Annotated in this window: 11 protein-coding genes; 3 read left to right on the top strand and 8 right to left on the bottom strand. The window is 55.7% G+C overall.

What is annotated here, in order from left to right; translation table 11 throughout:
- Window positions 1-39: 39 nt before the first annotated feature.
- Entirely contained in the window at window positions 40-519 is a 480-nt protein-coding gene (ybaK, locus tag M2407_RS00120; protein ID WP_020825546.1) for a Cys-tRNA(Pro)/Cys-tRNA(Cys) deacylase YbaK, read from the top strand.
- 47 nt (window positions 520-566) lie between these two features.
- Here the strand turns inward: ybaK and M2407_RS00115 are convergent, their stop codons facing one another.
- Together M2407_RS00115 and ushA are read right to left on the bottom strand one after the other, a co-directional pair.
- Window positions 567-1307 carry an isoprenylcysteine carboxylmethyltransferase family protein gene (locus tag M2407_RS00115; RefSeq protein ID WP_259216465.1) on the bottom strand — a complete coding sequence of 247 codons (741 nt, stop codon included), beginning with the start codon at window positions 1305-1307 and terminating at the stop codon, window positions 567-569.
- Between the two features lie 236 nt (window positions 1308-1543).
- Window positions 1544-3196 (bottom strand): bifunctional UDP-sugar hydrolase/5'-nucleotidase UshA, encoded by a 1653-nt coding sequence (ushA, locus tag M2407_RS00110; protein ID WP_116691044.1) that lies wholly within the window; start codon window positions 3194-3196, stop codon window positions 1544-1546.
- A 180-nt stretch (window positions 3197-3376) separates the two neighbouring features.
- Here ushA and M2407_RS00105 point away from each other — a divergent pair, with 180 nt between their 5' ends.
- Together M2407_RS00105 and ybaL are read left to right on the top strand one after the other, a co-directional pair.
- The gene (locus tag M2407_RS00105) at window positions 3377-4594 is read left to right on the top strand and encodes an MFS transporter (RefSeq protein ID WP_020825543.1); all 1218 of its coding nucleotides are present in this window, start codon (window positions 3377-3379) and stop codon (window positions 4592-4594) included.
- A 247-nt stretch (window positions 4595-4841) separates the two neighbouring features.
- On the top strand, window positions 4842-6533 hold the full coding sequence (gene ybaL, locus M2407_RS00100; protein ID WP_041414282.1) for a YbaL family putative K(+) efflux transporter: 1692 nt from the start codon (window positions 4842-4844) through the stop codon (window positions 6531-6533).
- A 48-nt stretch (window positions 6534-6581) separates the two neighbouring features.
- On the opposite strand, the gene M2407_RS00095 is transcribed toward ybaL, so the two are convergent.
- From M2407_RS00095 to adk, 6 genes are all read right to left on the bottom strand, one after another.
- On the bottom strand, window positions 6582-7886 hold the full coding sequence (locus M2407_RS00095; protein WP_020825541.1) for an inosine/guanosine kinase: 1305 nt from the start codon (window positions 7884-7886) through the stop codon (window positions 6582-6584).
- Between the two features lie 91 nt (window positions 7887-7977).
- Entirely contained in the window at window positions 7978-8940 is a 963-nt protein-coding gene (hemH, locus tag M2407_RS00090; RefSeq protein WP_044548739.1) for a ferrochelatase, read from the bottom strand.
- Window positions 8941-9086: 146 nt separating this feature from the next.
- The gene (locus M2407_RS00085) at window positions 9087-10235 is read right to left on the bottom strand and encodes a glycerate kinase (RefSeq protein ID WP_258090309.1); all 1149 of its coding nucleotides are present in this window, start codon (window positions 10233-10235) and stop codon (window positions 9087-9089) included.
- Between the two features lie 9 nt (window positions 10236-10244).
- Window positions 10245-11510, bottom strand: coding sequence for a GntP family permease (locus M2407_RS00080; protein WP_020825538.1), 1266 nt, complete (start codon window positions 11508-11510; stop codon window positions 10245-10247).
- A 118-nt stretch (window positions 11511-11628) separates the two neighbouring features.
- Entirely contained in the window at window positions 11629-12762 is a 1134-nt protein-coding gene (locus M2407_RS00075) for a sugar diacid recognition domain-containing protein (protein ID WP_048759556.1), read from the bottom strand.
- A gap of 166 nt (window positions 12763-12928) precedes the next feature.
- Window positions 12929-13573: an adenylate kinase gene (adk, locus tag M2407_RS00070; protein WP_020825536.1), complete on the bottom strand. Its 645-nt coding sequence runs from the start codon at window positions 13571-13573 to the stop codon at window positions 12929-12931.
- Window positions 13574-13583: the final 10 nt, after the last annotated feature.

The raw sequence follows: 13583 nt of genomic DNA, 5'->3' as shown, positions 1-13583 counted from the left end.
CGTTTGCAACCTCCCGCTTAACGGGGAAGAGGAAAACACATGACGCCCGCAGTGATCCTGCTTGAGAAACAAAAAGTCGCTTTTACCCTTCATCCTTATCATCACGACAGTGCTGAAACCAACTTCGGCGATGAAGCAGTGAAAAAATTGGGGCTGGATGCAGACCGTGTCTATAAAACGTTACTGGTGGCGCTGAACGGCGACGCCAAACATCTGGCAGTGGCGGTCACACCGGTAGCTACACAGTTGGATCTGAAAAAGGTCGCTCGTGCGCTCGGCGCCAAAAAGGCAGAGATGGCCGATCCGCTACTGGCGCAGCGCGTGACGGGTTATCTGGTCGGCGGCATCAGCCCGCTGGGGCAAAAAAAGCGGCTGCCAACGGTGATCGACAGCCCGGCACAGCAGTTCGCCACCATTTATGTCTCCGGCGGTAAACGCGGGCTGGACATCGAACTGGCGGCGCAAGATCTTTGCCGGCTGTTGGCCGGCAGCTTCGCCGATATCGCCAAGCGCGACTAGAAGCCTGATGACGCGGCCGCAGTCCCAACGTCGGCCGCGGGATCTGATTACTCCGTCGGCTTATTCCGTATCCCCATTCGCGGCAACAACATGGGAACATGTCGGCAATACCGCTGATAATCCGCCCCTAAAGCTTTAAGCAGGCTACGTTCTTCAAAATAAACACCCACCAAAATATATAATGTCATACCTGAATTAAATAATAGACGCCCAGCGGTCATCTCTGGCGTGAACCAAAATGCCAGTAACATTCCCGTCATCATGGGATGCCGCGTCAACCGGTAAAATCCTCTTACCTGAAAAGGCAAATCGGTATATTGGCGTTCTCTCCATTGCAGCCAGGATTGTCGCAAGCCAAATAAGTCGGTGTGGCTGATCATGCAGGTTGACGCAAAGACCACGAGCCACCCTAGCGCACTAATACCGTTAAGCCCCCATGCGGCAACACTGTCTGGCGGTAACCGCCACAAGACGCCCGGCAGTGGTTGCCACACAAGCGCCAGTAGCGCCAACGACGCACCGGCAATTAACACATAGGAGCTTCTTTCCAATGCCGGAGACAGCGCCAAACGGGCCTTGAACCTCTCATGGGCCATAACGGAATGCACCAAGCCAAACAGCAAAAGCAAAACGATATTCACCAGCCAGAGCCGTACGTCGGTATACTCCCTAACGGCGACCATATTTCTCAGCCCCCAGCCGTTAAGTAATAAAATAAGCAAAACAAAGCCAACCAACCCAAAAAAATAGCCGACGACGCCATATAAAAGCACTGCTGTCCTGTACATTTCATTTCCTCTTCAATCACGATTATTTCGCTGAGTTTTATTCCCTGAAAAAATTATGATTTAAGAAAGATAAAATCATTAACCCTAAAGGTATAGACAAAGAAAATAGAAATACAATTATGCAAGACAGGGAAAACAATATTGAAATTAATAATATTAGAATTCTTTTATACTAGAAGTGTGGTAATGCGGGGAAAATCGACGGCGGCTTTTAACCGGTAAAAGCCGCCATAATATTATTGATAAACGATCTCGCCTTTAGGCTCATAAGCCGCTGCGTCCAGCGGTGAGTGCTTCTCGATGTATTGCTTCAAGACTTCGGCATCGATAAACCCGGTGTTGACGTAGCTTGGCAGGGTATCCAGCTTCGGATAACCGTCGCCGCCCAACGCATTGAAGTTCAACGTGGCCATACGGTAGGTTTTGTCCGCCTGCAGCGGTTCCCCCTTGATCTTGACGTTGCTGACGCCCTGACCGTCCGCCGTTAGGCTAACGTTGGCAAACTGCGCATAGGCCCCGGAATCTACCTTCATGTTGGCGACTACAGCCAGGTATTTTTCCACGTCGCTGCCTTTCATCTCGACGTAGACCAGCGTATTGCCGAATGGCTGCACTTTCAGCACGTTTTTATAGGTGATATCGCCGCCTTCAATCGAGTCACGCACCCCGCCACCGCTCATCACCGCAAAATCAGCCTCGGCACGTTCCATCTGCGCTGCCAACAAGACGCGTGACAGGTTGGTCTGTACAAAGCGCACTTTGCTGCGGTCTCCTTCCAGCTTGCCGTTGACGCTGCCAATCTTGACGTCCAACTGCGCCTTACCTTTTTCCTGGAACGGCGTCAGCAGCTTCATCATGGAAGGATCTTCTGCGATCTGTTGGGTGTAAAACACGCGCTCACTGGTGCCGTCGGCTTTCTCCACCTTCTTCTTCAGGTTGACCGGAATCAGTTGGTAATGCACCAGCTTCAGTTCACCGTTACGGAACTGGAAATCGGCGCGGCCCACGTACTTGCCCCACTCATGCGCCTGCACAATCCAGGTGCCGTTCTGACGATCCGGCGCGCACGGCGTGCCCGGCACATAATCCACCTGCTTGTGGTTCTCGCTCGCCATACAGACCGGATCCTGCGAATGACCACCAACGATCATGTCCAGATAGCCGGCAGGCAGGCTGCGCGCCATCTCAACATCGCCCGGCGCGTTGGAGCCGTGATTGCCGTCATCGTAATGGCCCATGTGCGTTGCTGCGATAATCACGTCCGGCTTTTCGTCCTTACGCAATTGCTCCACTACCTGTTTGGCTTCCTGTGCAGGAACACGGAACTCGATGTCGGTAAAATACTCCGGGTTGCCAATCTTGGCCGTGTCATCCGTCGTCAGGCCGATGACCGCAATCTTGATCCCCTGCTTGTCAAATAAGGCATAGGGCTTGAACAGACGCTGCTGGGTGCTTTTTTGATAAATATTGGCCGACAGCAAGGGGAAGGTCGCCCACTTTTCCTGCTGACGCAGCACGCTGAGCGGGTTGTCGAATTCATGGTTACCGATCGCCATTGCGTCGTAACCCACCAGATTCATGCCGCGGAAGTCCGGTTCGGCATCTTGCAGATCGGATTCCGGCACGCCGGTGTTGATATCACCGCCCGACAGCAGCAACAGACTGCCCCCCTGCGCCGCGACTTCCTGACGGATGCTGTCTACCAAGGTTTTCTGTGCACCCAAGCCATATTCGCCATGATCGTTCTGCCAGAAATGGCCGTGGTGATCGTTGGTGTGCAAAATGGTGATGTCGTAGGTCTTATCCTTTTCCCAGGCGCTGGCGGCTCCCGACAGGAAAGTCAGGGATACGGCCAAAGCGCATGCGGTGGTTTTTAACGAAAAGCGCATGGCAGAACTCCATATGATCATTAACGGCTTTTTTGAGGTGACCGAAATTGTAACGCGAAACAAAGCCCTTTGATTTCAAATTTTTGCGATATACGTCAAATTATGTCGGATATGGCAAATATTGAACAACTTGCTAAGATATCTGCTCTGTCCTCTAAAACTTACCAGGCTAATAATAAAATGACCGACCGTAGCGATACTGCCATGCCACCGGCCAAGGGCAGCGCGGTTAAAGGGACTGCATTCTCGATTCTCGGTGCCATCAGCGTCTCTCACCTGCTTAACGACATGATTCAATCGCTGATCCTGGCGATTTACCCGATCCTGCAGGCTGACTTCAGCCTCAGCTTCGTGCAGATCGGCATGATTACTCTGACCTATCAGCTCACGGCTTCCTTATTGCAACCGTTAATCGGTTACTACACGGATAAACACCCGCAGCCCTATTCGTTGCCGATCGGCATGGGCTTTACGCTGTGTGGGCTGCTGCTGCTGTCCGTCGCCAATACCTTCCCGCTGGTGCTGCTGGCAGCGGCGCTGGTCGGCACCGGTTCCTCGGTATTCCACCCTGAGTCCTCCCGCGTTGCGCGCATGGCCTCCGGTGGCCGACATGGCCTGGCTCAATCGTTGTTCCAGGTCGGCGGTAACTTTGGCAGCTCTCTCGGCCCCCTGCTGGCCGCGCTGATTATTGCGCCTTATGGCAAAGGTAACGTGGCCTGGTTCTCACTGGCCGCGCTGTTGGCTATTGTGGTGCTGTTGCAAGTCAGCAAATGGTATCAACATCAGCACCGGGCAACAAAAGGTCAGCCAAAAGCCTCCTCGACGGTGAAACCGCTGCCAAAACGTACTGTCACCTATGCGCTGGGCATCCTGCTGGTACTGATTTTTTCCAAATACTTCTACTTGGCCAGTATCAGCAGCTATTACACCTTTTATTTGATACATAAGTTCGGCGTTTCCGTGCAGAATGCGCAGTTTCACCTGTTTGCATTCCTGTTTGCCGTAGCAGCAGGAACCATAATTGGCGGGCCTCTCGGCGACAAGATAGGGCGTAAATATGTTATTTGGGGCTCAATACTGGGTGCCGCGCCATTTACGCTGGCTTTACCCTATGCTTCTCTCTACTGGACCGGCATTTTAACCGTCATTATCGGGGTAATTCTCGCTTCGGCATTTTCGGCCATTCTGGTTTATGCACAGGAGCTGATCCCCGGGAAAGTGGGTATGGTTTCCGGTTTATTCTTCGGTTTTGCTTTTGGTATGGGGGGATTAGGCGCAGCCGTTCTTGGTTATGTCGCAGATTTGACCAGTATCGAATTGGTCTACCAAATCTGTGCTTTCTTGCCACTGATCGGCATTATCACCGCATTACTGCCTAATATGGACCATAACTCGTAATAACCCTGATAAAACCCGGCTGAATCATTGCGCTCAGTCGGGTTATCTCCCGAACAAACCAACGTTATTTGACTTATTTAGTGTTAAATCCCCTTACTGCCCTGCCCAAAGCGGAATCCTCTGCTTTTTCGCAAAAAAGCTCAATTTAGCTAAGCAAGACGCGAACAAATGCAATAAACTAAATGTATCTTTTCGTAACTTTGTTGCGTTTCCCCTCTGCTGCCATGCATAGCTAGAAGGAGTCTGGATGCATAATTCAACACCCTTAATCACCACCATTGTCGGAGGGTTAGTACTTGCCTTCCTCCTCGGAATGCTGGCGAATCGCCTGCGCATCTCCCCGCTGGTGGGGTATCTTGCCGCAGGCGTGCTCGCCGGCCCTTTTACCCCCGGTTTTGTTGCCGACACCTCGCTGGCACCGGAACTGGCGGAAATCGGCGTGATCCTGTTGATGTTCGGTGTTGGCCTCCATTTCTCGCTTAAAGACCTCCTGGCAGTTAAACATATCGCTATTCCCGGTGCCGTGGCACAGATTGCCGTCGCCACTCTGTTGGGTATGGGGCTATCAAAGCTGCTCGGCTGGGATTTGATTTCCGGCCTGGTGTTCGGTCTCTGTCTTTCTACCGCCAGTACCGTGGTGCTGCTGCGTGCGCTGGAAGAACGCCAACTGATCGACAGCCAGCGCGGGCAAATCGCCATTGGCTGGCTGATCGTTGAAGACCTGGCGATGGTGCTGACGCTGGTATTGCTGCCTGCGTTCGGCAACATGCTTGGCAATGACAACGCCAGCAGCGGCCAGTTGCTGACTGAGCTGGCAATCACCATTGGTAAAGTCATCGCCTTTATTGCGCTGATGATTGTGGTAGGCCGCCGGCTGGTGCCGTGGATCCTGGCGAAAACCGCCAGCACCGGCTCGCGCGAGCTGTTTACCCTTGCCGTGTTGGCACTGGCGCTCGGCATTGCCTATGGCGCGGTGAAGCTGTTCGACGTTTCCTTTGCCCTGGGAGCCTTCTTCGCCGGCATGGTGCTGAACGAGTCGGAGCTGAGCCATCGCGCGGCCCACGATACCTTACCGTTGCGCGATGCCTTCGCCGTGCTGTTCTTTGTGTCGGTCGGCATGCTGTTTGATCCGATGATCCTGATCAACGAGCCGCTGGCGGTGCTGGCAACGCTGGCGATTATCGTGTTCGGGAAATCGGCGGCAGCGTTCCTGTTGGTGAAAATGTTCGGCCACTCCAAACGCACCGCGCTGACCATTTCTGCCAGTCTGGCGCAGATTGGCGAGTTCGCCTTCATTCTGGCCGGCCTTGGGATCACGCTGGGCATGATGTCGGAGCACGGCCGCAATCTGGTGCTGGCCGGGGCTATCTTGTCGATTATGTTGAATCCGTTGCTGTTCACGCTGCTTGAGCGTTATCTGGCCAAAACCGAAACCATGGAAGACCAGATAATGGAAGAAGCGGTGGAAGAAGAAAAGCAGATCCCGGTCGATATGTGCAACCATGCGCTGGTGGTCGGCTATGGCCGCGTCGGCAGCCTGCTGGGGGCAAAGTTGGCCGAAGCCGGTATTCCGCTGGTGGTGATTGAGAACTCCCGCCCACGGGTGGAAGCCCTGCGTGAACAAGGCATCAAAACGGTGCTGGGCAACGCTGCCAATCCGGAAGTGATGGATCTGGCGCGACTCGACTGTGCACGCTGGCTGTTGCTGACCATTCCCAACGGTTACGAGGCCGGTGAAATCGTGGCTTCGGCACGTACCAAGCGGCCGAACATCGAGATCATCGCCCGTGCGCACTACGATGACGAAGTGTCTTATATCTCCGATCGCGGGGCGAATCAGGTAGTGATGGGCGAACGAGAAATCGCCAACAGCATGCTGAATATTCTCAAACTGGATACGCTGAGCGAAGAAGAGAAAATGGGCGGTTGCCCGATCTGATCGGCGATTCGATATAAAAAAGGTCCGGCTTGCCGGACCTTTTGCTTGTTAGCGTTCCCAGTAAGACTCTTCCAGACTGTCTTCCCGCTCCGGCAGGCCACGCGTCAGGCGTGGCGAATGCTGATTCAGCACCTGATAGCTGACACGGTTAGCGTATTTACACACCTGCGCCAGCGAGGAATAGGTCAGATAGCTGCGAACGTGCTTGCTGGAGTTAGGCACGTTATTGCGGTGATAACCGTTGGCGGCGATATCATGCAGCAACGCCGACAGTGCGCCATCACCGGCACCGTTGGTGTTCATGATTTTCTCCGGCCCGCCCATGTAAGGCGCGATGTGCGAATAGATGCGGAACGGATTTTCACAGCTTTCACGGCGCATGGCGCGGCTGAACTCATAGCGGTTGAATTCGGCAATATGCCCCGGCAGCAGCGGATGCTGGGTTTCCCGCTTATTCGACTCTTCGGTATAACCCGCCATATACAGACCGTTTGGCCCGGCGGTGCACAGCACCAGATCCACCCATTCAAGCGCCATGTCAGAGGCAGTCAATGGATCGCTCAACCCGGTCAATTCCAGCGCTTCATCTTCGTTCATCGCCAGGATCGACACGTGTTGTTGCAGGAAGTCGCGCCACCATTGCGGGTTATCGGCGATCACGTACTTGGTGCCCAGCGTCAGTACCACCGGTACGTCGTGCTTTTTGGCAAATTCAATTGCCTGCATGGTGGCAGCCGGCATCGGCTCCCCTTCCTTACAGCGCACCAAATATGACGTCAGCACCAGCGCCGAAGCACCGGCAATCACCTCTTCCTTCACGCTTTCCGGCCGCAGTTGATTCATCTGCCCGGGGCTGATGGCAAAGGTCCGTTCGCCGCTTTCGCCGATCAGCGTAAAGCAGCGGCCAATAGCACCGTCAACCGCCTGCAGGTGGTTAAGATCGGTACGGCTGGAGGTGTTGCACAGATAGCGATAGGCGTAGCTGCCAATCTTGATATTGCTGCACATCACGCCGAGCAGAACGGAACGGTCGTCCGCCAGCACGGAGTAGTTGTGCAGAGTATTGCCGATGGTGCCGCCGGCAAATTGGTGGGTGATCAGATTATTGTCGATCAGTTCCTGATACAGCGCCTCGGCGACGTCATCCTCAATCACCAGGGAGTGCCCCAGGCTCAGACCGTAACGCTGGACGAAGGCATCGTCCACTTTGGCTTCGATATCCACCAGCGTCTGATCGATACCGACGATATAGGAGGTGCTGATTTCATTTTCAGGCTGAGCTTGCTGCAAGAGCGGATCGCGGGCGTTCACCGGAAAATAGTGTTTGGACTTACGTTTACCAGGAAATTTCATTTATTTGGCGGCAGTGGCAGTTAACAGGCAGAGAATGTTAGCACATTCCTGCCCGATTGATGATGACTGTCACTATTTTGCGCTCTGGGGATCAGAGGTGCTGCGCCACCAGTTGCTGCATCATATCAATGTGCGCCGGTTCGTCGTTCAGCGCAGAAATGTACTCAAACTTCTCGCCGCCCGCCTCGAGGAAGATTTCGCGGTTTTGCTCTTTGATTTCTTCCAGCGTTTCCAGACAGTCCGCCGAAAAACCTGGGCAGATAAGCTGAATATGTTTAACGCCTTGCGCAGGCAGGCCCTTGAGGGTTTCATCGGTATACGGCGTCAACCAGGGTTCACGGCCAAAACGCGACTGGTAGGTCATCATGACCCGATCCGGCGCCAACGGCAAAGTGTCGGTCAATGCACGAAACGTATCCTCACAACGCTGCGGATAATCGTCGCCGAGGCGTGCATAGCGCTTGGGAATGCCGTGGAATGACAGCACCAGCCGGTCCGGTTGGCCATGCTCGGCAAACGAACGCTCCACGCTTTGACGCAATGCGGCGATGTAAGCCGGGTGTTCGGCATAGTCACGGATAAAGCTGATCGACGGCAGGCGGCGATAGCCTTTCAATATGCGCGCCACGCCGTCCCACACGGCTGCACTGGTTGAACAGGAGTATTGCGGGTACAACGGCAGTACTACCAGATTGGTCACGCCCTGTGCCAACAGCTTGTCTATCGCTTCGCCCAGGCTCGGTGAACCGTAGCTCATGCCCAATTCAACCGGCGTGTTCGGCATACGTGCGGCCAATGCGCGCTGCTGACGGCGGCTGTAGACCAGCAGTGGTGAGCCTTCGTCCATCCATACCGACTTATACAGCTTGGCAACGCGCGGCGAACGGATCGGCAGGATCGCACCGTTGAGGATCGGCCACCAGATCAATGGGGCTGTATCCACTACGCGGTCGTCACTGAGGAATTCCTTCAGATAGCGTTTTACCGCCGACGAGGTCGGAGCATCCGGCGTGCCCAGGTTCACCAGCAATACCCCGTGTTTCTCTTGCTTCATCTCAGTTCCCCTTGATTCCTTGCAAGCTAACCCCCTGTTCTGGGTCAGGGGGTTAACGTCGATTAATGGCGCCTATTGTAACGGAAAAGCGCCTCGTCGGAACCGATATCAGCAACAGGCGTTGCCCATGATAAAGGGGAATGATATTAACTCTGCGCCAGTCGCCAGACCGCCGCCACATTACGCGCCGTCACCTCCAGGTTATCGGCCGCTTCCGCCAACGCTTCCTCCAGAGAGACAACGCGATCGAGCACCGAAAAAGCGGCGTCAATGCCGTGCTGGTGCACCACCTGATAATCTTTCGACAGGCTGCCGGCAATGCCGATCACCGGCAAACCAAAGCGTTTAGCCACCCGCGCCACGCCAATCGGCGTTTTGCCGTGGATAGACTGACTGTCCAGTCGCCCTTCGCCGGTGATCACCAGGTCGGCATCGCGCAACGCCTCTTCCAATTGAAGGGTTTCGATCACGATCTCAATGCCGGGGCGCAATCGGGCGTTTAGCATGCCAAGCAATGCCGCACCCATTCCCCCTGCCGCTCCTGCCCCGGGCGCGTTGATAACCTCGCGACCGGTAGCCTGTTCCAGCAATGTGCCGTAATGGCGCAGCGCCGCATCCAACTGCGTGACCATTTCCGGCGTGGCTCCCTTCTGCGGGCCAAACACCGCGGAGGCTCCGTTAGCACCACACAAAGGATTATCCACGTCGCAGGCCGCCGTGATGCTCACCTGCTGCAGACGCGGATCCACCCCGGAAAGATCGATATAGGCCAACTGCGCCAGCGCGGCCCCTCCAGGCGGCAAAGCCTGTCGATTCTCGTCCAGCAGTCTGGCCCCTAGCGCCTGCATCATGCCGGCCCCGCCGTCGTTGGTGGCGCTGCCGCCAATGCCAAGAATAATCGTCTTAACGCCGCGCTCCAGCGCAGCCAGGATCAGCTCACCGGTGCCATAACTGGTGGTCATGCGCGGATCTCGCTGCGCTTTGGGAGCCAGATGCAACCCGGAAGCCGCCGCCATCTCGATAACGGCAGTTTCTCCCTCTCCCAGCAAACCATAGAAGGCCTGTACCGGCTGGCCCAACGGCCCAGTGACCGTGACCCTGACGATTTCCCCGCCCGTAGCTGCCACCATCGAATCCACCGTGCCTTCGCCGCCGTCCGCCATGGGTAGCTTCACATACTGTACCTGCGGGAAGATCTGGCGGAAGCCGCGTTCGATGGCTTCTGCCACCTCCAACGCACTCAGGCTTTCTTTAAACGAATCCGGCGCAATCACCACTTTTTTCAGCGTTTTCATTACTCTTCCTTATCCCGCCAGATTAAATACGCCAAACATCAACGCTGAGACGGCCGCGATGGTAAAACCGACCAGTGTTTCATAAGGCAGTAGCTTCAACCGTTGATGCACGGCCATATTGACGCTGCCGCCGGTGGCATGGAAGAAGCTGCCGTGCGGCAGGTGATCCAGCACCGTCGCGCCGGCATGGATCATAGCCGCCCCCGCCAGCCCGCTGACGCCCAGCTCCAGCAGAGTGCTGCTGAAGACCCCGGATGCCACGGCGGTACCGGCGGTTGTCGAAGCGGTGGCCATCGACATTAATGCCCCGGAGAGTGGGGCCAGCAGCCAGGCCGGCATGCCGGTGCTGGTCAACCCGCTGATGAGCACGTCCTTCAGCGAAGAGTTGGCGATAATGCCTGCCAGCGTACCGGTGCCAAGCAGCATAATCGCCACCGGCGCCATACGGGACAGGCCGGAAACCATAAACTGGTTGCACTGGCGGATGCGGCCCATCAGCAATGCGCCCACCAGACCGCCCAGCGGCAGCGCTATCAGCGGATCGATGGCAATACCGGCGATCGGCCGCAGCGACAGCAGAACAATGGCAACCAAGGGTGCGCTGATCGCCGCCGCAAAGCCCGGACGAATGCCTTCGGCTTGCTGCGTCAGCTCTTCCGCCATCACCTTATCGCCCTTATCACTCAAACGGCGGGCCAGCAGATAGGCCACGATTAATCCGCACAATCCTGGCACGATACCGGCCATCATCACCGAGGTCAGCGGCACGTGGAAGTTGTCGGCTGCGGCAATGGTGTTGGGGTTTGGTGACATCACGTTACCGGCCTTGCCGCCGCCGATCATCGCCAGCAGGATCGCCGCACGCGAGATCCCGGCCTTCTGAGCGATGGAAAGGGCAATAGGCGCCACGGTGATCACCGCAACGTCGATAAATACGCCCACTGCCGTCAGGATCAGTGTAGCTACCGCAAGCGCTAACAGCGCACGGGTTTCCCCGACTTTGCGGACGATGGTTTCAGCGATGGTGTGCGCCGCGCCGGACTCGATCAACACCCCGGCCAGCACCCCCGCCGCCAAAATGCGCATCACGGCATTGGTAATGCCCTGCGCACCGGTGATCATCAGCGTCACGGTCTGCACCAGATCGGCGCCGCCGCATAATCCGCCCGCCAGCGCACCGGCAATCATGCCGTAGGCAGGCGGGACCTTGCGTAAAATCAGAACGATAGCGACGACCAATGCCACCAGCGCCCCAAGCGTGGATACCGTTGTCATTATTGTTTTCCCCGTTGTTGGTGTGGGGAAAACATATCCTGAGCGCCGGACATTGGCGTGAGAGAAAGCCACAAAAACATGCGCGCGCACACAGCGGAAAGTTGTGGTTTTACACAACTCAGCCGTGCATCAGCATGCCGATATACAGCTGCAAGGCGTCCGTTAACTGATTGATTTTTAATTCAGTAATGGCTTCAATACGCTGCAGGCGATAGCGCAAGGTATTGACGTGAATATGAAGCTCGGCGGCGGTCTGCGTCTGATCACAATTCCGCGAAAAATAGTGCCTCAGCGTGCTGCGTAATACCCCTTTTTCATCCTGTTCGCCCAAAACCTGCCAGGGGCGGGAAAGCTCTTGAGCCCGCCAGTCTTCACCCAGATCGCACAGCAGTGACGGTAGCGGATAATCTTGGTAAAACAGCGTCTTGTGCCGTAACTTCAGGCGTTTCGCCATCGCCTGGGTGGCGCGAGCCGTCAGGCTTGAACGGTGCAACCCTGCTTCGCCGCTAAAGAAACCACCGACAATCAACCGCAGGTTGAAACGCGACTGAAGCTGGCTCTGCAACTGCTGCGCCTGTTTGCGCTCCTGCTTCACATTCCACTCCCCCTGCACCAGACTGGCAGGACGCAGCAGGATCATTTCGTTGAACCCGGTGATGGCGATCAGCGCTTCGCGCTGAGTCTGCTCCAGCTCCGTCAGCAATTCACGCAGCAGGTGCGGCTGCGTGTCCTGTAATTCCGCAATCCAGACAATCCGTGGCTGCTGCAGATCTAACCCCAGGTAGGCGGCCATCGCCTCCAGCGAGCCTGATGCCGGCTGCGGTTGCAGCAACTGATTGGCCAGTTCCTCGCGGTAGCGTTTTTCCCACTGATGTTGATCCAGCAACGCCGCCTGCTCCACCATCATTTCGGCCGCCATTTTCACCAGTTCGGCATAGGCACGTACCTGCGCGGGTTCACCGGAAATACCGATCACCCCCACCTGTTGGCTGTGAAAACTGAAGGGCAAATTGATGCCGGGCCGCACTCCCTTGAGGTGCGCGGCAGTCACCGCATCGATTTCCACCACCCGGTTTTCGGTCAGCGCCAGAACAGCGCCTTCATGACGCTGAAACAGGCGTGCGGGGTTGCCGGAAGCGATGATGACGCCGTTGCTGTCCATCACATTGACAGAATGGCTGATGATGCTCATCGCCCGCTGCACGATCTGGCGTGCGGTGGATTCTGCCAGCAAATGGGTTGGTCTGAGCATGCGGATTGTCCCCGGGGATTAAGATGGGGGAGTTATACGCCATTTATCTCGGTGGATTAAAGGGCACAGGCGCAACAAGCCACGGCGATCACAATTCGGCGGGTAAATAATAAAAAAAACGCCAGGCGGATGAGGCCTGGCGCTATGCACAGCAATGAAAAACCGATTAGCCGAGGATGTTCGCCAGTTCGGCGCTCACTTCGGTCACTTTGCGGGTGCCGTCGATTTTACGGTATTGGGTGTTACCTGCAGCAGCTTCTTTGCTGTAGTAGGAAATCAGCGGTGCAGTCATCTGATGGTATTCCACCAGACGTTTACGTACGGTTTCTTCCTGATCGTCTTTACGAGTTGTCAGTTCTTCACCGGTCGCGTCGTCTTTACCTTCCACCTTCGGTGGATTGAATTTAATGTGGTACACGCGGCCAGAAGGGGCATGTACGCGACGGCCAACGATGCGATCGATAATCAGCTCGTCCGGTACGTCAAATTCCAGCACGTAATCCACATTGATGCCGGCTTCTTTCATCGCGTCAGCCTGTGGAATGGTGCGCGGGAAACCGTCCAGCAGAAAACCTTTACGGCAATCTTCCTGGGTGATGCGTTCTTTAACCAGTGCAATGACCAACTCATCGGTCACCAGCTTGCCGGCGTCCATGATTTCTTTCGCCTGCTTGCCCAATTCACTGCCGGCCTTCACGGCTGCGCGCAACATATCACCCGTGGAGATTTGCGGAATACCGTATTTCTCCATGATGAATTGAGCCTGAGTACCTTTACCAGCGCCCGGAGCGCCCAGCAGAATGATACGCATTGCGTAAATC

Source organism: Serratia sp. BIGb0234, from assembly GCF_024809915.1.
In the GTDB taxonomy this organism is placed as follows: Bacteria; Pseudomonadota; Gammaproteobacteria; order Enterobacterales; family Enterobacteriaceae; genus Serratia; species Serratia liquefaciens.
The sequence above is the reverse complement of the archived record's forward strand: the minus strand, read 5'-3'. Positions and strand labels throughout refer to the sequence as shown.